The organism is Escherichia marmotae (assembly GCF_002900365.1).
Taxonomy (GTDB): Bacteria; Pseudomonadota; Gammaproteobacteria; order Enterobacterales; family Enterobacteriaceae; genus Escherichia; species Escherichia marmotae.
In genome coordinates this window covers 3,880,503-3,903,017 of sequence record NZ_CP025979.1, presented here as the reverse complement: position 1 = coordinate 3,903,017, position 22,515 = coordinate 3,880,503, and the positions used below count along the sequence as shown (strand labels likewise).

The window sequence follows — 22,515 nt, the reverse complement described above, 5'->3', positions numbered from 1 at the left end:
GATAGGATATGAGTACTTCAGATAGCATTGTATCCAGCCAGACAAAACAATCGTCATGGCGTAAATCAGATACCACATGGACGTTAGGTTTGTTTGGCACGGCAATCGGCGCCGGGGTGCTGTTCTTCCCTATCCGCGCAGGTTTTGGCGGACTAATTCCGATTCTGCTGATGTTGGTATTGGCATACCCAATCGCGTTTTATTGTCACCGGGCGCTGGCGCGTCTGTGCCTTTCCGGCTCTAACCCTTCCGGCAACATTACGGAAACGGTGGAAGAGCATTTTGGTAAAACCGGCGGCGTGGTCATTACGTTCCTGTATTTCTTCGCGATTTGCCCACTGCTGTGGATTTATGGCGTTACCATTACCAACACCTTTATGACTTTCTGGGAAAACCAGCTCGGCTTTGCGCCACTGAATCGCGGCTTTGTGGCGCTGTTCCTGCTGCTGTTGATGGCCTTCGTCATCTGGTTTGGTAAGGATCTGATGGTTAAAGTAATGAGCTACCTGGTATGGCCGTTTATCGCCAGCCTGGTGCTGATTTCTCTGTCGCTGATCCCTTACTGGAACTCTGCGGTTATCGATCAAGTTGATCTCGGTGCGCTGTCGTTAACGGGTCATGATGGCATTCTGATCACCGTCTGGTTGGGGATTTCCATTATGGTCTTCTCCTTTAACTTCTCGCCAATCGTCTCTTCCTTCGTGGTTTCTAAACGTGAAGAGTATGAGAAAGATTTTGGACGCGACTTCACCGAGCGTAAATGTTCACAAATTATCTCTCGTGCCAGCATGTTGATGGTTGCGGTAGTGATGTTCTTCGCCTTTAGCTGCCTGTTTACACTTTCTCCGGCGAATATGGCGGAAGCGAAAGCGCAGAATATTCCGGTACTTTCTTATCTGGCTAACCACTTTGCGTCCATGACCGGCACCAAAACGACGTTCGCTATTACGCTGGAATATGCGGCTTCCATCATCGCACTGGTGGCTATCTTCAAATCTTTCTTCGGTCACTATTTGGGGACGCTGGAAGGTCTGAACGGTCTGATTCTGAAGTTCGGTTATAAAGGTGACAAAACCAAAGTGTCGCTGGGTAAACTGAATACTATCAGCATGATCTTCATCATGGGCTCTACCTGGGTTGTCGCCTACGCCAACCCGAACATTCTGGACCTGATTGAAGCGATGGGTGCACCGATTATTGCCTCACTGCTGTGCCTGTTGCCGATGTACGCCATTCGTAAAGCGCCGTCTCTGGCGAAATACCGTGGTCGTCTGGATAACGTGTTTGTCACCGTGATTGGTCTGCTGACCATCCTGAACATCGTATACAAACTGTTTTAATCTGTAACTCAGGATGAGAAAAGAGATGAATGAATTTCCGGTTGTTTTAGTTATTAACTGTGGTTCGTCTTCAATTAAGTTTTCTGTGCTGGATACCTCAGACTGTGAAGTATTAATGTCAGGTATTGCCGATGGTATTAACTCGGAAAATGCATTCTTATCCGTAAATGGAGGAGAGCCAGCACCGCTGGCTCACCACAGCTACGAAGGTGCATTGAAGGCAATTGCATTTGAACTGGAAAAACGGAATTTAAATGACAGAGTGGCCTTAATTGGCCACCGTATCGCCCACGGCGGCAGTATTTTTACCGAGTCCGCCATTATTACCGATGAGGTCATTGATAATATCCGCCGTGTTTCCCCGCTTGCGCCGCTGCATAATTACGCCAATTTAAGTGGTATTGAATCGGCACAGCAATTATTTCCAGGTGTAACTCAGGTGGCGGTATTTGATACCAGCTTCCATCAGACAATGGCTCCAGAGGCTTATTTATATGGCCTGCCGTGGAAATATTACGAAGAGCTTGGCGTGCGTCGTTATGGCTTCCACGGAACCTCGCACCGCTACGTTTCTCAGCGCGCCTATTCGCTGCTGGATCTGGCGGAAGATGACTCCGGTCTGGTGGTCGCGCATCTTGGCAATGGTGCATCTATCTGTGCAGTTCGCAATGGTCAGAGCGTGGATACCTCAATGGGAATGACGCCGCTGGAAGGGTTGATGATGGGCACGCGCAGTGGTGATGTTGACTTCGGTGCGATGTCCTGGGTGGCGAGTCAAACCAACCAGAGCCTGGGCGACCTGGAACGCGTGGTAAATAAAGAGTCGGGATTATTAGGTATTTCCGGTCTTTCTTCCGACTTGCGCGTACTGGAAAAAGCCTGGCATGAAGGCCATGAGCGTGCACAACTGGCAATTAAAACCTTTGTTCACCGAATTGCCCGCCATATTGCCGGACACGCTGCCTCATTACATCGCCTGGATGGAATTATATTCACCGGTGGAATAGGGGAGAACTCAAGTTTAATTCGTCGTTTGGTTATGGAACATTTAGCTGTATTAGGAGTAGAGATTGATACAGAAATGAATAATCGATCTAACTCTTACGGTGAACGAATTATTTCCAGTGAAAATGCGAGCGTAATTTGCGCCGTTATTCCGACCAACGAAGAAAAAATGATTGCCTTAGATGCGATTCATTTAGGCAAAGTAAACGCCCCCGCAGAATTTGCATAATTTAGTTGAAGTATTGTAGAGAGATTATTTTTCATGAAGGTAGATATCGATACCAGCGATAAGCTGTACGCCGACGCATGGCTTGGCTTTAAAGGTACGGACTGGAAAAACGAAATTAATGTCCGCGATTTTATTCAACACAACTATACACCTTATGAAGGGGATGAATCTTTCCTTGCCGAAGCAACGCCTGCAACCACGGCGTTGTGGGAAAAAGTAATGGAGGGCATTCGTATCGAAAACGCGACTCACGCGCCGTTAGATTTCGATACCAATATTGCCACCACCATTACCGCTCATGATGCGGGATATATTGATCAGCCGCTGGAAAAAATAGTGGGTCTGCAAACGGATGCGCCGTTAAAACGCGCGCTGCATCCGTTCGGTGGCATTAATATGATTAAAAGTTCATTCCACGCGTATGGCCGTGAAATGGACAGCGAATTTGAGTACATCTTTACCGATCTGCGTAAAACCCATAACCAGGGTGTATTTGATGTTTATTCACCGGATATGCTGCGCTGCCGTAAATCTGGGGTACTGACCGGTTTGCCGGACGGTTATGGTCGCGGACGTATTATCGGAGACTATCGCCGCGTGGCGTTGTACGGCATCAGCTATCTGGTGCGTGAACGCGAACTGCAATTTGCCGATCTTCAGTCTCGTCTGGAAAAAGGCGAAGATCTGGAAGCCACTATCCGTCTGCGTGAAGAACTGGCAGAACATCGTCGTGCGCTGTTACAGATTCAGGAAATGGCAGCGAAATATGGCTTTGACATTTCCCGTCCGGCGCAAAATGCGCAGGAAGCGGTGCAATGGCTCTATTTCGCCTACCTGGCGGCGGTGAAATCGCAAAACGGTGGTGCGATGTCTCTTGGTCGTACCGCGTCGTTCCTCGATATCTACATTGAACGCGACTTTAAAGCCGGTGTGCTCAATGAGCAGCAGGCGCAGGAACTGATCGACCACTTCATTATGAAGATCCGCATGGTGCGCTTCTTGCGTACACCAGAATTTGATTCGCTGTTCTCCGGCGATCCAATCTGGGCTACGGAAGTGATCGGCGGGATGGGGCTGGATGGCCGCACACTGGTGACCAAAAACTCCTTCCGTTATCTGCATACCCTGCACACTATGGGGCCAGCACCGGAACCTAACCTGACTATTCTGTGGTCGGAAGCGCTGCCGATTGCCTTCAAAAAATATGCGGCGCAAGTGTCTATCGTCACCTCTTCCTTGCAGTATGAAAACGACGATCTGATGCGCACTGACTTCAACAGCGATGATTACGCGATTGCCTGCTGCGTCAGCCCAATGGTGATTGGTAAGCAGATGCAGTTCTTCGGCGCACGCGCTAACCTGGCGAAAACATTGCTGTATGCAATCAACGGCGGGATGGACGAGAAGCTGAAGATTCAGGTGGGCCCGAAAATGGCTCCGCTGATGGACGACGTGCTGGACTACGACAAAGTGATGGATAACCTCGACCACTTCATGGACTGGCTGGCGGTGCAGTACATCAGCGCGCTGAACCTCATCCACTACATGCATGACAAGTACAGCTACGAAGCCTCGCTGATGGCACTGCACGATCGTGATGTTTATCGCACGATGGCATGCGGGATTGCTGGCTTGTCGGTGGCGACGGACTCCTTGTCCGCAATTAAATATGCTCGCGTGAAACCGATTCGTGACGAAAACGGTCTGGCGGTGGACTTCGAAATTGACGGTGAATATCCGCAGTACGGCAACAACGACGAGCGCGTAGACAGTATTGCCTGCGACCTGGTTGAACGCTTTATGAAGAAAATTAAAGCGCTACCAACCTATCGTAACGCCGTGCCGACCCAGTCGATTCTGACGATCACCTCAAACGTCGTGTACGGACAGAAGACAGGTAACACGCCGGACGGTCGTCGTGCGGGTACTCCGTTTGCCCCTGGCGCTAACCCGATGCACGGTCGTGACCGCAAAGGGGCCGTGGCTTCGCTGACCTCTGTGGCGAAACTGCCGTTCACCTACGCCAAAGACGGTATTTCGTACACCTTCTCAATTGTCCCTGCGGCGTTGGGCAAAGAAGATCCGGTACGCAAAACCAACCTTGTCGGTCTGCTGGATGGCTATTTCCACCACGAAGCGGATATCGAAGGCGGTCAACATCTCAACGTCAACGTTATGAACCGGGAAATGTTGTTGGATGCCATCGAGCACCCGGCAAAATACCCTAACCTGACAATCCGTGTCTCTGGCTACGCTGTGCGCTTCAACGCGCTGACCCGTGAACAGCAACAGGATGTGATTTCACGTACCTTTACCCAGGCGCTCTGACGCCGGAGGATGTATGAAAAAAATTATCGAAACGCAACGTGCCCCGGGGGCAATCGGCCCTTATGTTCAGGGTGTGGATTTAGGCAGCATGGTCTTCACTTCCGGGCAAATTCCGGTTTGCCCGCAGAGCGGCGAGATCCCGGCTGATGTGAAAGATCAGGCACGTTTAAGCCTGCAAAACGTCAAAGAGATTGTTGTCGCTGCCGGTTTGTCCGTGGGCGATATCGTCAAGATGACGGTATTTATCACCGATCTGAACGACTTCGCCACCATCAATGAAGTCTATAAGCAGTTCTTTGATGAGCATCAGGCGACCTACCCGACCCGTAGCTGCGTGCAGGTCGCGCGTTTGCCGAAAGATGTGAAGCTGGAAATCGAAGCTATCGCAGTACGTAGCGTGTAAAGCCTGGAGTGGGGCGGCCGCAGAGTCGTCCCACTCCTCTTCACAGAGTGGCAATCCGAGAGTGTGGTTATGATTAGTGCATTCGATATTTTCAAAATTGGTATTGGTCCCTCCAGTTCGCATACCGTGGGGCCAATGAATGCTGGAAAAAGTTTTATCGATCGGCTGGTAAGTAGTGGTTTATTAACCGCAACGAGCCACATTGTGGTCGATCTTTACGGGTCGTTGTCACTGACGGGCAAAGGCCATGCCACGGATATCGCTATCATCATGGGACTGGCAGGGAACAGTCCGCAGGATGTTGTTATTGATGAGATCCCTGCATTTATTGAACTTGTGACGCGCAGTAGTCGACTCCCGGTGGTGGCAGGCGCACATGTGGTTGATTTTCCTGTAGCAAAAAACATTATTTTTCATCCGGAAATGTTGCCGCGTCATGAGAACGGAATGCGGATTACTGCCTGGAAAGGGCAGAAAGAACTCTTAAGCAAAACCTATTATTCTGTCGGCGGCGGTTTTATTGTTGAAGACGAACACTTCGGCCTGACGCATGATGTCGAAATGCCAGTACCTTATGACTTCCATTCGGCAGGCGAACTGCTGAAAATGTGTGATTACAATGGGCTGTCTATTTCTGGTCTGATGATGCAAAACGAACTGGCGTTGCGCAGCAAAGCGGAAATTGACGCTGGTTTTGCGCGTATCTGGCAGGTGATGTCTGACGGTATTGAACGCGGCATGAACACCGAAGGCGTATTGCCTGGCCCGCTCAATGTCCCACGCCGGTCGGTGGCGCTGCGCCGCTTGCTGCTTTCTAGTGACAATATCTCTAACGATCCAATGAATGTGATCGACTGGATCAATATGTTTGCTCTGGCGGTCAGTGAAGAAAACGCCGCTGGTGGACGTGTAGTGACGGCACCCACTAACGGCGCTTGCGGTATTATTCCGGCGGTGCTGGCCTATTACGATAAATTCCGCCGTCCGCTCAATGAGCGCTCTATCGCTCGTTTTCTACTGGCGGCTGGTGCTATCGGCGCGCTATATAAAATGAATGCCTCCATTTCCGGTGCGGAAGTGGGGTGTCAGGGGGAAATTGGCGTGGCCTGTTCGATGGCAGCGGCAGGGCTAACCGAACTGCTGGGCGGTAGCCCGGCTCAGGTGTGTAATGCGGCGGAAATCGCCATGGAGCATAACCTTGGGCTGACCTGCGATCCGGTAGCCGGGCAGGTGCAAATTCCGTGTATTGAGCGGAATGCGATTAATGCCGTGAAAGCGGTGAACGCAGCGCGGATGGCGATGCAGCGTACCTCTGCACCACGTGTTTCGCTCGATAAAGTGATCGAGACGATGTATGAGACTGGCAAAGATATGAACGATAAATACCGCGAAACTTCACGCGGAGGACTGGCTATTAAAGTGGTCTGCGGCTGACATTGTTGTCAGCTTTCATCCTTGGGTGCACAAAATGCGCACCCTTTTTTATTGTGATCTGCCGCAAATAGAGAATAACCATTTCCTATTTATCGATTTGGTAGAAAATTATTATCCATCACCGTTATTTCAAAGTCTTGATTGTGAAGATTTTCTCTGACCTCACGCGTATCATTTCTTTATTCTAATAACTCGCCTGCAAAAAACGTAGACCGCATATCGCCTTGATGCGGCTCGGAAAAAAATAATAAGCCCTACAAAATATTGAGCGAGAAATTATGGAAATTGCATCGAATAAAGGCGTTATTGCAGACGCTTCGACCCCGGCGGGTCGTGCTGGAATGAGCGAAAGTGAGTGGCGTGAAGCAATCAAATTCGACAGTACCGACACCGGTTGGGTGATTATGAGTATTGGGATGGCGATTGGCGCGGGGATTGTTTTTCTCCCGGTGCAGGTCGGTTTGATGGGATTGTGGGTATTTTTGCTCTCATCAGTGATTGGTTACCCGGCAATGTATCTGTTTCAGCGGTTGTTTATTAATACGCTGGCCGAATCGCCGGAGTGTAAAGATTATCCGAGCGTCATCAGTGGCTATTTAGGCAAAAACTGGGGCATCCTGTTAGGTGCACTTTATTTCGTGATGCTGGTGATCTGGATGTTCGTCTATTCCACCGCCATCACCAACGATAGTGCCTCCTATCTGCATACTTTTGGCGTGACCGAAAGCGTGCTGTCAGACAATCCGTTTTATGGACTGGTACTGATTTGTATTCTGGTGGCGATCTCCTCACGCGGCGAGAAACTGTTATTCAAAATTTCAACCGGCATGGTGCTGACCAAACTGTTGGTAGTCGCGGCATTAGGCGTGTCGATGGTCGGAATGTGGCATCTGTATAACGTGGGTTCGCTGCCGCCGCTGGGGCTGCTGGTGAAAAACGCGATTATTACGCTGCCGTTTACTCTGACCTCAATCCTGTTTATTCAGACTTTAAGCCCGATGGTGATTTCCTATCGCTCGCGGGAAAAATCGATTGAAGTGGCGCGACATAAAGCGCTACGGGCAATGAACATTGCATTTGGCATTTTGTTCGTCACTGTCTTTTTCTATGCCGTGTCGTTCACCCTGGCGATGGGACATGACGAAGCGGTAAAAGCCTATGAGCAGAATATTTCTGCCCTGGCGATTGCCGCGCAGTTTATTAGCGGTGATGGCGCAGCGTGGGTAAAAGTGGTCAGCGTCATTCTCAATATCTTTGCCGTAATGACCGCGTTCTTTGGCGTCTATTTAGGCTTTCGCGAAGCCACGCAAGGGATAGTAATGAACATCCTGCGCCGCAAGATACCAGCCGAGAAGATTAACGAAAATCTCGTCCAGCGCGGCATCATGATTTTCGCTATTTTACTGGCCTGGAGCGCCATCGTACTGAACGCGCCGGTGTTGAGCTTCACCTCTATCTGTAGCCCGATTTTCGGCATGGTGGGGTGCCTGATCCCGGCGTGGCTGGTTTACAAAGTACCGGCATTGCACAAATACAAAGGTGCCTCTCTGTACCTGATTATCGTCACCGGTTTGTTGCTCTGTGTTTCACCGTTCCTGGCATTTTCTTGATTTACCTGAAATTTTAAGGTTTTTATTATGTTTAATTCGACTTTAAATCCGTTATGGCAGCGTTACATCCTCGCAGTACAGGAGGAGGTAAAACCGGCGCTGGGATGTACTGAACCTATTTCACTGGCGCTGGCAGCGGCGGTTGCTGCGGCAGAACTGGAAGGTCCGGTTGAACGTGTAGAAGCCTGGGTTTCGCCAAATCTGATGAAGAACGGTCTGGGGGTCACCGTTCCCGGTACGGGAATGGTGGGGCTGCCGATTGCAGCGGCGCTGGGAGCGTTAGGCGGAAATGCCAAAGCTGGGCTGGAAGTGCTGAAAGATGCGACAGCACAGGCGATTGCCGATGCCAAAGCGTTGCTGGCGGCGGGAAAAGTGTCGGTTAAGATCCAGGAGCCTTGCGATGAAATCCTCTTCTCTCGCGCCAAAGTCTGGAGTGGTGAGAAGTGGGCTTGTGTCACCATCGTCGGCGGACATACCAACATTGTGCATATTGAGACGCACAATGGCGTGGTGTTTACTCAGCAGGCGTGTGTGGCCGAGGGCGAGCAAGAGTCGCCGCTGGCGGTGCTGTCTAATACGACGCTGGCAGAGATCCTGAAGTTCGTCAATGAAGTGCCGTTTGAGGCGATTCGCTTTATTCTCGATTCTGCGAAGTTAAATTGCGCATTATCGCAGGAAGGTTTAAGCGGTAACTGGGGGTTGCATATTGGCGCGACGCTGGAAAAACAGTGTGCACGCGGTTTGCTGGCGAAAGATCTCTCTTCGTCAATTGTGATTCGTACCAGCGCGGCATCTGATGCGCGTATGGGCGGCGCAACGCTTCCGGCGATGAGTAACTCGGGTTCTGGTAATCAGGGGATCACCGCGACAATGCCTGTGGTAGTGGTAGCGGAACACTTCGGTGCTGATGATGAGCGTCTGGCGCGCGCGTTGATGCTTTCGCATTTGAGCGCGATTTACATCCATAACCAGTTGCCGCGATTGTCTGCGCTGTGTGCTGCAACGACGGCTGCAATGGGGGCCGCCGCCGGGATGGCATGGCTGGTGGATGGGCGTTATGAAACGATCTCAATGGCGATCAGCAGTATGATCGGTGATGTTAGCGGTATGATTTGCGATGGCGCATCGAACAGTTGTGCTATGAAGGTTTCGACCAGTGCTTCGGCAGCATGGAAAGCGGTGTTAATGGCGCTGGATGATACCGCCGTGACCGGCAATGAAGGCATTGTGGCGCATGATGTTGAGCAGTCGATTGCCAATCTGTGTGCGCTGGCAAGCCATTCGATGCAGCAAACGGATCGGCAGATTATCGAGATTATGGCGAGCAAGGCCAGATAAGCGCCGGATTTCGGATGTCATACCTGATGCCGGATGCGATGCTGGCGCATCTTATCCGGCCTACGGGTTGTGCAATTTGTTGGTTTTGTTGGGTTTTGTACCCGGTGCCGGATGCGATGCTGGCGCATCTTATCCGGCCTGCGGGTTGTGCAATTTGTTGGTTTTGTAGGCCGGATAAGGCGTTTACGCCGCATCCGGCAACCTGTCTTTACGCGGTAGCTTCATCCTCGGCTAACCGCGTTTCAGCATCAGCGACTATCGCTTCCAGCTCACTCAACATCTCTTCATAGCCAAAGTTTTTAGTAGCGCGGGTGGCTTCTTTCGCCACTACGGACTTCACTTGTTGACGTTTCTTCGTCGATTTTTTACTCACCATCTTCTCCCTGTAAAAACAACTAGACGGGTAAATCTATCAGCAAAGCGCGCAGTGGGGAATCGGCAACCAGCGTAATGTTAGTCTCGTCACGAATAAACGCCCCGTCGCCGCAGCTCAGCGCCGCTTTCTCTTCGTTGTGCGTAATCGCATGAAACTGACCGTGAATCGATTGCAAATAGGCACGCGGGCCGTGTAGTTGAAAGCTCGCGCTTTCGTTCTTATCGAGCACGATATGATGCAGCCACACCTGCTGGCGCAGTTGCAGGCTACCCTTCGCGCCATCGGGCGAGGCGATTAATTGCTGCTTATCCATATTAAGCGCCAGTTTTTGAATCAGCGGATTCTCCCGCTGTGGACAAGCGTCCAACCAAAGCTGCATCCGCGTTAACGATTTGTCCTTGCTGATGTTATGTTCGCTATAACTCACGCCCGGCTGAGTAGAAAGCAATAAGGCTTCACCAGCGCTGGCTTGAACATGATTGCCTTCACTGTCGCGGTATTCTGCCTCTCCATCCAGAATCACATTCAAAATATCGACTTTTGGGTAGGTTCGCGGCTGGAAGGCGGCACCTGGGGTCAGCACTTCCTGGTTAAGTACACGCAGGGAGGCATAGCCTAACAATGTAGGGTCGAAGTAGTGTCCAAAGGAAAAAGTATACCGGGCCTGCAACCATCCGTAGTCTGCTTGTCCACACTGTCTGGCAGTTCGGGTAGTAATCATAATTCTTGACCTCTCTTTACTTCCTTTTATGGTAAGGGGCTGGACGCTACATTGTTAGCCAGATATTCTGCCCGGTATGTTCAAATTTCCTGAATGAGAACGACATGGCCAAAGAAAGGGCATTAACGCTGGAAGCACTGCGTGTTATGGATGCTATTGATCGCCGTGGCAGTTTTGCGGCAGCAGCAGATGAGCTGGGACGCGTGCCTTCTGCGCTTAGCTACACCATGCAAAAACTGGAAGAAGAGCTGGATGTGGTGCTGTTTGACCGCTCGGGGCATCGGACAAAATTCACCAATGTCGGGCGTATGTTGCTGGAGCGGGGACGTGTTCTGCTGGAGGCAGCAGATAAACTGACTACTGATGCCGAAGCCCTCGCGCGCGGTTGGGAAACACATCTCACTATTGTGACCGAGGCGCTGGTGCCGACGTCGGCCTTTTTCCCGCTAATCGACAAACTGGCGGCGAAAGCCAATACCCAACTGGCAATCATCACCGAGGTGCTGGCGGGGGCGTGGGAGCGACTGGAGCAGGGCCGGGCAGATATTGTTATCGCGCCGGATATGCATTTTCGTTCTTCGTCGGAGATCAACTCGCGCAAGCTCTATACCTTAATGAATGTCTACGTCGCCGCGCCGAATCACCCGATTCATCAGGAGCCGGAGCCGCTTTCGGAGGTTACGCGTGTGAAATATCGTGGGATCGCGGTGGCAGATACCGCCCGTGAGCGTCCGGTATTGACGGTGCAGTTGCTGGACAAACAGCCGCGCTTAACGGTCAGCACCATTGAAGATAAACGGCAGGCGTTACTGGCGGGGCTTGGCGTGGCAACCATGCCGTACCCGATGGTCGAAAAAGATATTGCTGAAGGGCGGTTGCGTGTAGTCAGCCCGGAATCGACCAGCGAAATCGATATTATTATGGCGTGGCGTCGCGACAGTATGGGGGAGGCAAAATCCTGGTGTTTGCGAGAAATCCCTAAATTGTTTACGGCAAAATAATCCATTAAGCACCTTTTGCAAGGTGCTTAATTATTATTCTTGTTCCAGTTTTGGGTCTGGCCCAAACCGGTTTTCACCTGGTGTACCCGCCTGGCAGTTAAACACGATGATAATCAGCCAGCCGATAACCGGGATTAAGAACAGTAGCACCCACCATGCCGAGCGGTCGGTGTCGTGCAGGCGACGGAACTGAACCGCCCACCACGGTAAAAACACCAGAATGCCATAGATGGTCGTCAGAATGCCCTCGCCACCGGCGCGTTGCCAGCCTAACATTTTGTCCAGCAGCCCCAGCACGAACGTAAAGATGATGTTGACCAGAATAAACATCCAGTACTCTTTGCGCCGCGCACGTCCCCGAAAACCGACATAATTTTTCAGTACTTTCAGATACCAGTCCATTTTTGCCTCAATTTTGCTCAATCACTTGTTTTTAAAGCAGCAAATTAAGAATAGACATGAATGAAATGACAGTAAATATTAACTTGATGAATTAATAAGGCATCGTGAAGGGTACCTTTGTTTAGCTGAAGCGAACATCCCGCCCGTGTGGTTCATCGAGATCCTGCCACGGACCAATCGAAATAATCCCGGTGGGATTGATGGTCTTATGGCTGCGGAAGTAGTGATTACGGATATGATCGAAATTGACAGTTTCGGCAATCCCCGGCATCTGGTAGATATCGCGCAGGAAGCCGTACAGGTTCAGGTAATCGCTGATGCGGTGCTTATCGCACTTGAAGTGGGTGACATACACCGGATCAAAACGGATCAATGTGGTCCACAGGCGAATATCGGCTTCGGTGAGCTGGTTACCTGTCAGGAAGCGATGCTGCCCTAAGATCTGTTCCAGGCGTGCCAGTGATTCAAATACTTTTACCACTGCTTCGTCATAGGCCTGTTGGCTGGTGGCGAAACCGGCCTTATAGACGCCATTGTTAACGGTGTCGTAAATCCAGCCATTGAGTTCGTCAATTTTCGTTTGCAGTGCAGGCGGGTAGTAATCACCAGCTTTCGCACCCAGCGCATCAAAAGCGGTATTGAACATGCGGATGATTTCCGCTGATTCGTTGCTGACGATGGTGTGATTCTTTTTGTCCCACAGCACGGGAACGGTGACACGACCGCTATAGTGCGGATCGGCATGAAGGTAAAGCTGATACAGAAACTCGTGTTGATAGAGCGTGTCGCCGGTTGCACCTGGAAAACTGTCATCAAAGGTCCAGCCATTTTCCAGCATCAGTGGGTTCACCACGGAAACAGAGATGAACGGTTCCAGACCTTTGAGTTTACGCATAATCAGCGTGCGGTGTGCCCACGGGCAGGCGAGTGAAACATAGAGATGGTAGCGTTTTTTTTCTGCGACAAAACCACCTTTGCCAGTCGGCCCAGGCGCGCCATCGGCAGTGAGCCAGTTACGAAATGCGGAAGCTGAACGTTGAAATTTACCGCCGGTGGATTTTGTGTCGTACCAGGTGTCATGCCAGACACCGTCAATCAGTTGACCCATTTTTTTTCCTCCAATAGCAAAAACGAGGAGCTTCCTCCTCGTTTTTTATCGTTAAGTATAGCCTGTGCTTACCACTTTTTATTCAGCAGGCGGTCGATGCTATATGCGCCCGGACCGGTAATCGCCAGAAGCAGGTATCCACCAGAAATAGTCATATTTTTCATAAACATTAGCGAGTTCATGCCTTCGGCAAAGTTGCTGTGAAATAAAAATGCCGTCAACAGTGTAAAGCCAGCGGTAAACAGTGCGGTGGTACGCGTCAGGAAACCGAACAGGATTGCCAGGCCGCCACCGAACTCAAGCAGGATCACCAGCGGCAGCATAAAGCCCTGGACACCCATCGCTTCCATGTATTGTTGCGTGCCTGCATAACCGGTAATTTTCCCCCAACCTGCGCTAATAAACAGAATTGGCATTAAAATACGCGCTACCAGTACACCAACATCTTCTAATTTTTTCATCTTACTCTCCACTGCGCCACTCAGGCCGCTGATTGTTTTTTTCTGCAAGAGCGCGGTATTAGCGTCGTTGCTGTCGATGGAGAGAAGCATAAACGTAGTGAATGGTGATTGTTAGCAAGGAAAACTGTCAAAAATTTTCAAAAAATTTGAGGGATAAGGCCGGAATGACTCCGGCCAGAGAGGTAATTAACCGCGAAGCTGCTGCTGATTAATCGTACTTTTAACCAGACGCCAGGCACTCCAGACGCCAAAACCGCGTCTGGCCCAGCGAACCAGCATATTCGGATGGCGAATTGTCCAGATAGCCATCACGCTGCTGCCAACCAGCGCCCAGGAGCGCAAACTCAACAGCATATTCCAGCGACGATCGTAAGCGCCTGTTGCCTCCAGCCAGTCACGACGACTGGCGGAAAGATCCAGCCGTTGTTGCTGGATCTGGCTAAGTAGCTGTGCCTTGCGGCGTTCACGTTCGACTTTACCGCTCACGGGACTCCTCCTCGAGCAGTTGCCGATCGTTCGCCAGTTCATGGCGCGTATGGCGCAACAGGGTCGATTTCCGCGACTTGCGTAATGTCCAGATACCGCCAATCAGCGCTAAAAGGAACAACACCACGGTGGTGGCAATCATTGCATTCAGGCGATATTGCGGATCAATCGCCCAGATAATCAGCACCATCAGGCTCATAAGACCAAATGCAGCAAAAAGCATCGTCAGACCCAGCATCAGTAATAACTGAAAGATATTGGCTTTTTCTTCTTCCAGTTCAACCACCGCCAGCCGCAGACGTGTCTCCACCATTTCAACCATGATAGTGACAATTCGCTGCCCGATGCCCAGAACGCTTTTACCGGGCCCTTGCGCGTGCTGAGTGTCCGCCATAATTAACGACGAGACAGTAGAACGCCCAACACTACACCGACGGCAGCGCCAATGCCTACGCCTGTCCACGGATTTTCACGCACGTATTCATCGGCACGTGCCGCCGCTTCACGGGTCTGTTTGGCAATTGCATCACCGGTTTCACCCAGACGGTAACGGCTCTGTTTCAGTGCCTGCTCCGCTTTGCTGCGAATCTTACTCAACTCTTCTTTCGACTTCTCTCCTGAAGCGCTTAGTACTTCTTCCAGCGTATCAGACAGGGATTTCAACTCAGCACGCAGATGTTCCGTAGTGTGTTCTTTCGACATAGTTTTCTCCAGGTGAGTAAGTAGTGACTATTGCGGATTAGTAGGCGCGCGCTTCCAGCTTTTTCAGCTCTTCCTGCGCTTCTGCCAGTTTCCGTTCGCGTTTGGCAATCTTATCCGCATCGCCTTTTTGTTTGGCCTCGGCTAAATCATGTTTGCGTTCCGCTACCTCATCTCTCTGCTTTGCGATTTTCTTCTGATGATCGGCGCGCAGTTGGCTATCTGAACAATTGGCCCGTACTTCTCTAAGGGCTTTGTTCAGGCCGTTGATACGATTCTGGTTTTGGTGTTTTTCAGCATAGCTGATCTCCTTAAGGATATTTTGCTCCTTTTCCTGACAAAGAGTAGTGGCATAACTACTGACACTAAGAGCAAAAAGAGAAACAGCTAAAGCGATGCGGTATTTCATTCTTGAACCTTCCATTGTGACTCGGACCCATTACAGAGGAACGATTGTCCAGACAACGAAGCGGTAGTGTTAACCACCGCCTCATTAATCATAGACAGTAACAGTGAAATCACCAAAGTGAGTGATATGTTTCGGATAACAGGAAGTTATCCGAAGCGATGAGAGTTATCTCGCAGCCGGGTCAGCCACTGCATAGCCTGACTATTATTGTCCTGCTGTGCAATGATGTAGCCATGAGGCAATGTTCTGTCGAGAACAGCTTTTGCGGCGGCACTCTGGTCGCTGGAATCAAATGTAATCAGTAGAGTGTCATTCTTGGGAGTGATGCTTTTGAAAGGAATGCCGTGAGCGTCAAGGTGATGCCAGATGGAAAAACCGTCTGGCATCGTCGTGCCTTGATGAACGGCACGGATCGCCAGCGTTGAATCTTGCTGACGAACCGCGGACCAAGCCAGCAGCAGCGTGCCGACCAGCAGTAAAGCAGCGCCGGACCAGACTAGCTGACGAAGCGACATGCGAGGTATTTGCATCCCTTACCCCCGATTTCCATATTTCTTTTTCCATAACACAACCAAAGAACCTGCCAGACCAAACACCAGCAGTACCACCGGGAGCAGCATCAGGCATGACATGAGCTGATCCTCATACTTCAAAAATACCGGCGTTTTGCCGAGCATGTATCCTAAGGTTGTCAGGATCAACACCCACAGCAGACCGCTCATCCAGTTGAAGAACTGAAAACGGGCATTATTCAGCCCTGACAACCCGGCAATAGTCGGCAGTAATGTTCTGACAAACGCAATAAAGCGGCCAATCAGCAACGCGGATAAACCGTGTTTGTGAAAAAGATGATGTGCGCGTTGGTGATAGTGCGCGGGTAAATGGGAAAGCCAGTTTTGCACGGTGCGGGTATTGCCCAGCCATCGCCCCTGTATGTAACTGACCCAGCAGCCAAGGCTGGCGGCAACGGTCAGTAACAGAATCGTTTGCGGATACCCCATCGCGCCTTTAGCAATCAATACACCGACCAACACCAGTAAGCTGTCGCCCGGTAAAAAGGCTGCCGGAAGCAAGCCGTTTTCAAGGAACAAAATTACAAACAAGACAAAATACAACATGCCAATCATCGATGGATTGGCCAGCGTTTCAAAATCCTGCGCCCACAGGGCTTGCAGTAATTGGGTCAAAAGTTCCATTCATTATTCCTGGTGAATCGGTTAACGCCACGCCGGTTTTAAATGATGCACTCCCGCCAGGTTATTACTGTTTTTGTATGGATTGCGGGTCAGGACACCAACACGGCCTGAACTATTCCCTGTTAAAACGTGAGATAAGAAAACATTTAATAGCATAAATTCAAATTGAATCTAATTGTAACAAAGGTCAACGTTGTTCGTTATCAAAATTACATGTCCGTGGGGTCTGATTTTGCTGATTGCAGGGGAGGGTGGCGAGAGGATTTACACAGGCTGACACTTTATACTTTTCGCTTACTGATAAAGCGCACAGGCACCTGGCAGCGCCTGTCAGAAGAGAGGGCTATTTATTGCTATTGGCAGCCGTATCCAGATGTACAACCGGGTTTTCAGCAAACAGGTAACGGTCAGCATTGAATTCGAAATCATCACTGGTTTCGTTAAATAACATAATTTTAGTGTTTTCCAGATGCTGCCACATTGCCAGTTTAGCGGCATGGGGATCTTTGCGAATCAGCGCTTTAAGGATTTGATCGTGGTCATCGCACCAGTTATCGACGGTACGAGAATCAATGTGTTCGTGGAGTTTTTTCCAGTACGGGTTATGGCTACGCTGGGTCCACATTTTCTCAACGATGGCTGCCAGCGCCGAGTTCTGCGTTGCCAGGGCTACCTGAATATGAAACTGCAAGTCCCACTCGGAATCGCGGAAGCATTGTTCGCCGCGTGCCTGCTCCTGGATGGCCATCAGTTTCATGATGTCCTGTTTAGTGACCTGGGTAGCGGCAAACTCAGCAATATTGCTTTCGATGAGCTGGCGTGCCTGGAGCAACTCAAACGGACCGTAATTAGCAAATTCCATATTATCGTCAGCCGCTTGCTGATGGCGAGGCTGGTTGGAAACCACATGAATACCTGAGCCTTTACGCACCTCTACATAGCCTTCTACTTCCAGCATGATGATGGCTTCACGAACCACGGTGCGGCTGACGTTTTTTTCATCGGCAATAAAACGTTCGGCGGGTAATTTATCACCCACCAGATAGACGCCCTGCTCGATGCGCTCTTTCAGGTCAGCAGCAAGTTGTTGGTACAAACGGCGTGGTTCAGAGATTTCCATATGCGCTCCAGGCATGATACAGCAGACTATATTTGTTATACCACTTTTGCGAGATTTGCTCTACTCGCAGTGATGAAAAAGCCGCCTGAAAAGGCGGCTTCGAAGGGAAACTAAAACTTATACTTTGCGTTAATGTTGCGGTGCGGGATCGTTATGTGTTTCCTGCGCCACCTCAATCGCTGGTTTGTTCTGCAATACCGTCCAGATAACCAGCGCGCCTAACAGGTCGAACACTGCCAGTACCGCGAACAGCGGGCTGAAGCCGATGGTGTCAGCCAGTGCACCCACAACCAGCGCAAACAGCGTACTTGCCAGCCATGCGGACATCCCGGTCAGACCGTTTGCCGTTGCCACTTCGTTACGACCGAACACGTCAGAAGAGAGCGTAATCAGCGCGCCAGACAGTGCCTGGTGAGCAAAACCACCGATACACAGCAGCATAATCGCTACATACGGGTTGGTGAACAGACCGATCATACCCGGGCCAATCATCAGTACCGCACCCAGCGTTACAACCATCTTACGGGACACGATCAGGTTCACACCAAACCAGCGCTGGAACAGCGGCGGCAGGTAACCACCGAGGATGCAACCGAGGTCAGCAAACAGCATCGGCATCCAGGCAAACATAGCGATCTCTTTCAGGTTAAAGCCGTAAACTTTAAACATGAACAGCGGGATCCACGCGTTGAAAGTACCCCAGGCGGGTTCCGCCAGGAAGCGCGGCAGTGCGATACCCCAGAACTGACGGTTACGCAGGATCTGACCAACGGACAGTTTTTTCGCCGTGCCAACCTGGTGCTGGGCTTCCTGACCATTAATAATGTAGTCGCGTTCTTCATCGGTCAGATGCTTCTGGTCGCGTGGATGCTTATAGAAAATCAGCCATGCCATCGCCCAGATAAAGCTCAATGCACCAGAGATGATAAATGCCATCTGCCAGCTATGCATTACGATTGCCCATACTACCAGCGGCGGTGCAATCATCGCGCCAATTGAAGAACCAACGTTAAAGTAACCTACTGCGATGGAACGCTCTTTCGCCGGGAACCATTCGGAGCTGGCTTTCAGACCCGCCGGGATCATTGCCGCTTCAGCAGCACCTACTGCACCACGAGCAATCGCCAGGCCGCCCCAGCTACCCGCCAGCGCGGTAGCGCCACAGAACACTGCCCACAACACGGCAAACATCGCGTAACCGATTTTTGTACCCAGAACATCCAGTACATAACCCGCTACCGGTTGCATGATCGTATAAGCAGCAGAATAGGCTGCGATGATGTAGGAATACTGTTGGGTGGAGATGTTTAACTCTTCCATCAGAGTTGGCGCAGCCGCCGCTACAGTGTTACGCGTCAGGTAGCCAAGCACGGTGCCGAGCGTCACCAGTGCGATCATGTACCAACGTAACCCTTTAATTTTACGCATGTAAAACCTCATCGTTTTGTTATATCCGCAGGAATCGCGGCCATCATCCCGCCAGAGGCTGAAGATGTTAGTTACGACCGGGTAACCGAAAAAAAAACCGGCACGCCCCGAACGTTGCCATGAAAGTTTCGTGCTAATTCGGCTTCCGTACCGGTCAACCCGATTCATCTAACAAATGAATGAATCAGCAATTTGCATTCCGTCGACTTATGATTTGCGACGGCAGAAAGATAACTTGTCATACAACTTTAAAAGGTGAGAGCCATCACAAATGTGCGAATATTTGTAGGGACATTACTGGATAATGACGAGGCCAGAAATGGCGCGGCTTGCGGCGGCGTTTACCACTTTGAGAGTAATTTTTTTAACTACGTTTATTGATCTAACTCACGAAAATATCTTCTGGCTCTGGAAATTGGTGTGATAACTTTGTCAGCATCGCACCATAAGCAAGCTAGCTCACTCGTTGAGAGGAAGACGAAAATGACTCCGTTTATGACTGAAGATTTCCTGTTAGATACTGAATTTGCCCGCCGCCTGTATCACGACTACGCAAAAGACCAGCCGATTTTCGATTACCACTGTCATTTGCCGCCGCAGCAGATTGCAGAAGATTATCGCTTTAAGAATTTGTATGACATCTGGTTGAAAGGTGATCACTACAAATGGCGTGCAATGCGTACCAATGGCGTGGCTGAACGCTTGTGTACAGGTGATGCCTCTGACCGTGAGAAGTTTGATGCGTGGGCGGCGACCGTTCCACACACTATCGGCAACCCGTTATACCACTGGACGCATCTGGAACTGCGCCGTCCGTTTGGTATCACCGGTAAACTGCTGTCTCCGTCGACTGCCGATGAGATCTGGAACGAATGTAACGAATTGCTGGCGCAGGATAACTTCTCCGCGCGCGGCATCATGCAGCAGATGAACGTGAAAATGGTTGGCACCACCGACGATCCGATTGATTCTCTGGAACATCACGCAGAGATCGCCAAAGACGGTTCTTTCACCATTAAAGTGCTGCCGAGCTGGCGTCCGGATAAAGCCTTCAACATCGAACAGGCGACTTTTAACGACTATATGGCGAAGCTGGGCGAAGTTTCCGACACCGACATTCGCCGCTTTGCTGATCTGCAAACCGCCCTGACCAAACGTCTGGATCACTTCGCCGCTCACGGTTGTAAAGTGTCTGACCACGCGCTGGATGTGGTGATGTTTGCCGAAGCGAACGAAGCGGAACTGGATAGCATCCTGGCACGCCGTCTGGCTGGTGAAACTCTGAGTGAGCACGAAGTGGCACAGTTTAAAACTGCGGTACTGGTGTTCCTTGGTGCCGAATACGCACGTCGCGGTTGGGTGCAGCAGTACCACATTGGCGCACTGCGTAATAACAACCTGCGTCAGTTCAAACTGCTGGGGCCGGATGTAGGCTTCGACTCCATCAACGACCGTCCGATGGCGGAAGAACTGTCTAAGCTGCTGAGCAAACAGAACGAAGAAAACCTGCTGCCAAAAACCATTCTTTACTGCCTGAACCCGCGCGATAACGAAGTGCTGGGCACCATGATCGGTAACTTCCAGGGCGAAGGTATGCCGGGCAAAATGCAGTTCGGTTCCGGCTGGTGGTTTAACGACCAGAAAGACGGTATGGAACGTCAGATGACCCAACTGGCGCAGCTCGGTCTGCTGAGCCGCTTTGTCGGTATGCTGACTGACAGCCGTAGTTTCCTGTCATACACCCGTCACGAATACTTCCGCCGCATTCTGTGCCAGATGATCGGTCGCTGGGTGGAAGCAGGCGAAGCACCGGCGGACATCAACCTGCTGGGCGAGATGGTGAAAAATATTTGCTTTAACAATGCGCGTGACTACTTCGCCATTGAACTGAACTAAGGTCTGGGGTTGATATGCAATACATCAAGATCCATGCGCTGGATAACGTCGCGGTCGCTTTAGCGGATCTGGCTGAAGGCACAGAAGTCAGTGTCGATAGCCAGACTGTTACGCTGCGTCAGGACGTCGCTCGTGGACATAAATTTGCGTTAACGGATATCGCAAAAGGAGCCAACGTCATTAAATATGGTCTGCCGATTGGTTATGCATTGGCGGATATTGCGGCGGGGGAACACGTTCACGCCCACAATACGCGCACGAATCTGAGCGATCTGGATCAGTATCGCTATCAACCTGATTTTCACGATCTGCCAGCACAAGCGGCAGATCGTGAAGTGCAGATCTATCGTCGCGCTAACGGCGATGTCGGGGTGCGTAATGAGTTGTGGATCTTGCCGACCGTTGGCTGTGTCAATGGCATCGCGCGGCAGATCCAGAATCGTTTCCTGAAAGAGACTAACAACGCCGAAGGGACTGATGGTGTGTTCCTCTTCAGCCACACCTACGGCTGCTCGCAGTTGGGCGACGATCACATCAATACTCGTACTATGCTGCAAAACATGGTGCGCCATCCGAATGCGGGCGCAGTACTGGTGATTGGTCTGGGTTGTGAAAACAACCAGGTTGATGCTTTCCGCGAAACGCTGGGGGATATTGATCCTGAACGCGTTCATTTCATGATCTGCCAGCAGCAGGACGATGAAATCGAAGCCGGGATCGAACATCTGCATCAGTTGTATAACGTGATGCGCAACGACAAGCGCGAGCCGGGCAAACTCAGTGAACTGAAGTTTGGTCTGGAGTGCGGCGGTTCCGACGGTCTTTCTGGTATTACCGCTAACCCGATGCTGGGGCGTTTTTCTGACTACGTGATTGCTAATGGCGGTACTACCGTACTGACAGAAGTGCCGGAGATGTTCGGTGCAGAGCAGTTGCTGATGAGTCATTGCCGCGATGAAGCGACGTTTGAAAAACTGGTCACTATGGTTAACGACTTCAAACAGTACTTTATTGCCCATGACCAGCCGATCTACGAAAACCCATCACCGGGGAACAAAGCAGGCGGTATTACCACGCTGGAAGACAAATCACTTGGTTGTACTCAGAAAGCGGGTTCCAGCGAAGTGGTTGATGTGTTGCGTTATGGCGAACGTCTGAAAACGCCGGGACTGAACCTGTTAAGCGCGCCGGGTAACGATGCCGTGGCAACCAGCGCACTGGCGGGCGCAGGCTGCCATATGGTGTTGTTCAGTACTGGTCGCGGTACGCCGTATGGTGGTTTTGTTCCAACAGTGAAAATCGCCACCAACAGCGAACTGGCGGCGAAGAAAAAACACTGGATCGACTTTGACGCGGGTCAGTTGATCCACGGTAAAGCGATGCCGCAGTTGCTGGAAGAGTTTATCGACACCATCGTTGAGTTTGCCAACGGTAAGCAAACTTGCAACGAGCGTAACGACTTCCGCGAACTGGCGATCTTTAAAAGCGGCGTAACGTTATAAGATCGAAATGAGTTGTTAATAAA

24 protein-coding genes are annotated in these 22,515 nt (G+C 50.8%); 10 read left to right on the top strand and 14 right to left on the bottom strand.

Features of this window, described 5'->3' with window-relative positions; all coding sequences use genetic code 11:
* Positions 1-8 precede the first annotated feature (8 nt).
* The 7 genes from tdcC (at position 9) to cyuA (ending at position 9,687) form a co-directional block, all read left to right on the top strand.
* Complete coding sequence (gene tdcC, locus C1192_RS19950; protein ID WP_000107717.1) at positions 9-1,340, top strand: threonine/serine transporter TdcC; 1,332 nt, start codon at positions 9-11, stop codon at positions 1,338-1,340.
* A 25-nt stretch (positions 1,341-1,365) separates the two neighbouring features.
* Entirely contained in the window at positions 1,366-2,574 is a 1,209-nt protein-coding gene (tdcD, locus tag C1192_RS19945) for a propionate kinase (protein ID WP_038354452.1), read from the top strand.
* Positions 2,575-2,607: 33 nt separating this feature from the next.
* Positions 2,608-4,902 (top strand): 2-ketobutyrate formate-lyase/pyruvate formate-lyase, encoded by a 2,295-nt coding sequence (gene tdcE, locus C1192_RS19940; protein WP_038354453.1) that lies wholly within the window; start codon positions 2,608-2,610, stop codon positions 4,900-4,902.
* Between the two features lie 13 nt (positions 4,903-4,915).
* On the top strand, positions 4,916-5,305 hold the full coding sequence (locus tag C1192_RS19935) for an enamine/imine deaminase (protein ID WP_000719985.1): 390 nt from the start codon (positions 4,916-4,918) through the stop codon (positions 5,303-5,305).
* Between the two features lie 69 nt (positions 5,306-5,374).
* Positions 5,375-6,739 (top strand): L-serine ammonia-lyase, encoded by a 1,365-nt coding sequence (gene tdcG, locus C1192_RS19930; RefSeq protein ID WP_038354454.1) that lies wholly within the window; start codon positions 5,375-5,377, stop codon positions 6,737-6,739.
* Between the two features lie 278 nt (positions 6,740-7,017).
* Positions 7,018-8,349: an SLC5/6 family protein gene (locus C1192_RS19925; RefSeq protein WP_000401606.1), complete on the top strand. Its 1,332-nt coding sequence runs from the start codon at positions 7,018-7,020 to the stop codon at positions 8,347-8,349.
* Between the two features lie 27 nt (positions 8,350-8,376).
* Positions 8,377-9,687, top strand: a complete 1,311-nt coding sequence (gene cyuA / locus C1192_RS19920; protein ID WP_000483437.1) for a cysteine desulfidase — start codon at positions 8,377-8,379, stop codon at positions 9,685-9,687.
* Between the two features lie 208 nt (positions 9,688-9,895).
* Here cyuA and C1192_RS19915 read toward each other — a convergent pair whose 3' ends face one another.
* Entirely contained in the window at positions 9,896-10,060 is a 165-nt protein-coding gene (locus C1192_RS19915; protein ID WP_010379152.1) for a protein YhaL, read from the bottom strand.
* A 22-nt stretch (positions 10,061-10,082) separates the two neighbouring features.
* Complete coding sequence (locus tag C1192_RS19910) at positions 10,083-10,784, bottom strand: pirin family protein (RefSeq protein WP_000633605.1); 702 nt, start codon at positions 10,782-10,784, stop codon at positions 10,083-10,085.
* A gap of 104 nt (positions 10,785-10,888) precedes the next feature.
* On the opposite strand from C1192_RS19910, the gene yhaJ reads away from it, so the two are divergent.
* Entirely contained in the window at positions 10,889-11,785 is an 897-nt protein-coding gene (yhaJ, locus tag C1192_RS19905) for a DNA-binding transcriptional regulator YhaJ (protein ID WP_001041020.1), read from the top strand.
* A gap of 33 nt (positions 11,786-11,818) precedes the next feature.
* On the opposite strand, the gene C1192_RS19900 is transcribed toward yhaJ, so the two are convergent.
* The 12 genes from C1192_RS19900 to exuT form a co-directional block, all read right to left on the bottom strand.
* Positions 11,819-12,187, bottom strand: a complete 369-nt coding sequence (locus C1192_RS19900) for a DUF805 domain-containing protein (RefSeq protein WP_000384147.1) — start codon at positions 12,185-12,187, stop codon at positions 11,819-11,821.
* Positions 12,188-12,308: 121 nt separating this feature from the next.
* Positions 12,309-13,295, bottom strand: coding sequence for a glutathionyl-hydroquinone reductase YqjG (gene yqjG, locus C1192_RS19895; protein WP_038354455.1), 987 nt, complete (start codon positions 13,293-13,295; stop codon positions 12,309-12,311).
* Positions 13,296-13,363: 68 nt separating this feature from the next.
* A complete protein-coding gene (locus C1192_RS19890; RefSeq protein WP_038354456.1) occupies positions 13,364-13,756 on the bottom strand; it encodes a DoxX family protein in 393 nt (130 codons plus the stop codon).
* Between the two features lie 186 nt (positions 13,757-13,942).
* Positions 13,943-14,242, bottom strand: a complete 300-nt coding sequence (locus C1192_RS19885) for a YqjK-like family protein (protein WP_000015590.1) — start codon at positions 14,240-14,242, stop codon at positions 13,943-13,945.
* Positions 14,232-14,636, bottom strand: a complete 405-nt coding sequence (locus C1192_RS19880) for a phage holin family protein (protein ID WP_001517136.1) — start codon at positions 14,634-14,636, stop codon at positions 14,232-14,234. The genes C1192_RS19885 and C1192_RS19880 overlap by 11 nt, the downstream gene beginning before the upstream one ends.
* 2 nt (positions 14,637-14,638) lie before the next feature.
* Positions 14,639-14,944, bottom strand: coding sequence for an ElaB/YgaM/YqjD family protein (locus C1192_RS19875; RefSeq protein ID WP_000031410.1), 306 nt, complete (start codon positions 14,942-14,944; stop codon positions 14,639-14,641).
* Positions 14,945-14,981: 37 nt separating this feature from the next.
* The gene (yqjC, locus tag C1192_RS19870; protein WP_010379140.1) at positions 14,982-15,350 is read right to left on the bottom strand and encodes a DUF1090 family protein YqjC; all 369 of its coding nucleotides are present in this window, start codon (positions 15,348-15,350) and stop codon (positions 14,982-14,984) included.
* 146 nt (positions 15,351-15,496) lie between these two features.
* Positions 15,497-15,880, bottom strand: a complete 384-nt coding sequence (gene mzrA / locus C1192_RS19865; RefSeq protein ID WP_001166776.1) for an EnvZ/OmpR regulon moderator MzrA — start codon at positions 15,878-15,880, stop codon at positions 15,497-15,499.
* A 3-nt stretch (positions 15,881-15,883) separates the two neighbouring features.
* Positions 15,884-16,546: a DedA family general envelope maintenance protein YqjA gene (gene yqjA / locus C1192_RS19860; RefSeq protein WP_000422149.1), complete on the bottom strand. Its 663-nt coding sequence runs from the start codon at positions 16,544-16,546 to the stop codon at positions 15,884-15,886.
* Between the two features lie 21 nt (positions 16,547-16,567).
* Entirely contained in the window at positions 16,568-16,702 is a 135-nt protein-coding gene (locus tag C1192_RS26215; protein WP_422851371.1) for a hypothetical protein, read from the bottom strand.
* Between the two features lie 187 nt (positions 16,703-16,889).
* Entirely contained in the window at positions 16,890-17,666 is a 777-nt protein-coding gene (exuR, locus tag C1192_RS19855; RefSeq protein WP_000406032.1) for a transcriptional regulator ExuR, read from the bottom strand.
* 129 nt (positions 17,667-17,795) lie between these two features.
* Positions 17,796-19,094, bottom strand: coding sequence for a hexuronate transporter ExuT (exuT, locus tag C1192_RS19850; RefSeq protein ID WP_001517135.1), 1,299 nt, complete (start codon positions 19,092-19,094; stop codon positions 17,796-17,798).
* 483 nt (positions 19,095-19,577) lie between these two features.
* On the opposite strand from exuT, the gene uxaC reads away from it, so the two are divergent.
* Both uxaC and uxaA read left to right on the top strand, forming a co-directional pair.
* On the top strand, positions 19,578-20,990 hold the full coding sequence (gene uxaC, locus C1192_RS19845) for a glucuronate isomerase (RefSeq protein WP_000187442.1): 1,413 nt from the start codon (positions 19,578-19,580) through the stop codon (positions 20,988-20,990).
* Positions 20,991-21,004: 14 nt separating this feature from the next.
* The gene (uxaA, locus tag C1192_RS19840; RefSeq protein ID WP_001199399.1) at positions 21,005-22,492 is read left to right on the top strand and encodes an altronate dehydratase; all 1,488 of its coding nucleotides are present in this window, start codon (positions 21,005-21,007) and stop codon (positions 22,490-22,492) included.
* Positions 22,493-22,515: the final 23 nt, after the last annotated feature.

Coding starts and splice junctions, on each gene's coding strand:
- tdcD (WP_038354452.1), top strand. CDS start 1,366: ATGAATGAATTTCCGGTTGTTTTAGTTATTAACTGTGGTTCGTCTTCA.
- C1192_RS19925 (WP_000401606.1), top strand. CDS start 7,018: ATGGAAATTGCATCGAATAAAGGCGTTATTGCAGACGCTTCGACCCCG.
- tdcG (WP_038354454.1), top strand. CDS start 5,375: ATGATTAGTGCATTCGATATTTTCAAAATTGGTATTGGTCCCTCCAGT.
- exuR (WP_000406032.1), bottom strand. CDS start 17,666: ATGGAAATCTCTGAACCACGCCGTTTGTACCAACAACTTGCTGCTGAC.
- C1192_RS19890 (WP_038354456.1), bottom strand. CDS start 13,756: ATGAAAAAATTAGAAGATGTTGGTGTACTGGTAGCGCGTATTTTAATG.
- C1192_RS19880 (WP_001517136.1), bottom strand. CDS start 14,636: ATGGCGGACACTCAGCACGCGCAAGGGCCCGGTAAAAGCGTTCTGGGC.
- exuT (WP_001517135.1), bottom strand. CDS start 19,094: ATGCGTAAAATTAAAGGGTTACGTTGGTACATGATCGCACTGGTGACG.
- yqjC (WP_010379140.1), bottom strand. CDS start 15,350: ATGAAATACCGCATCGCTTTAGCTGTTTCTCTTTTTGCTCTTAGTGTC.
- C1192_RS19900 (WP_000384147.1), bottom strand. CDS start 12,187: ATGGACTGGTATCTGAAAGTACTGAAAAATTATGTCGGTTTTCGGGGA.
- yqjA (WP_000422149.1), bottom strand. CDS start 16,546: ATGGAACTTTTGACCCAATTACTGCAAGCCCTGTGGGCGCAGGATTTT.
- yhaJ (WP_001041020.1), top strand. CDS start 10,889: ATGGCCAAAGAAAGGGCATTAACGCTGGAAGCACTGCGTGTTATGGAT.
- C1192_RS19910 (WP_000633605.1), bottom strand. CDS start 10,784: ATGATTACTACCCGAACTGCCAGACAGTGTGGACAAGCAGACTACGGA.
- cyuA (WP_000483437.1), top strand. CDS start 8,377: ATGTTTAATTCGACTTTAAATCCGTTATGGCAGCGTTACATCCTCGCA.
- mzrA (WP_001166776.1), bottom strand. CDS start 15,880: ATGCAAATACCTCGCATGTCGCTTCGTCAGCTAGTCTGGTCCGGCGCT.
- C1192_RS19875 (WP_000031410.1), bottom strand. CDS start 14,944: ATGTCGAAAGAACACACTACGGAACATCTGCGTGCTGAGTTGAAATCC.
- C1192_RS26215 (WP_422851371.1), bottom strand. CDS start 16,702: ATGCTATTAAATGTTTTCTTATCTCACGTTTTAACAGGGAATAGTTCA.
- C1192_RS19935 (WP_000719985.1), top strand. CDS start 4,916: ATGAAAAAAATTATCGAAACGCAACGTGCCCCGGGGGCAATCGGCCCT.
- tdcE (WP_038354453.1), top strand. CDS start 2,608: ATGAAGGTAGATATCGATACCAGCGATAAGCTGTACGCCGACGCATGG.
- tdcC (WP_000107717.1), top strand. CDS start 9: ATGAGTACTTCAGATAGCATTGTATCCAGCCAGACAAAACAATCGTCA.
- uxaA (WP_001199399.1), top strand. CDS start 21,005: ATGCAATACATCAAGATCCATGCGCTGGATAACGTCGCGGTCGCTTTA.
- uxaC (WP_000187442.1), top strand. CDS start 19,578: ATGACTCCGTTTATGACTGAAGATTTCCTGTTAGATACTGAATTTGCC.
- yqjG (WP_038354455.1), bottom strand. CDS start 13,295: ATGGGTCAACTGATTGACGGTGTCTGGCATGACACCTGGTACGACACA.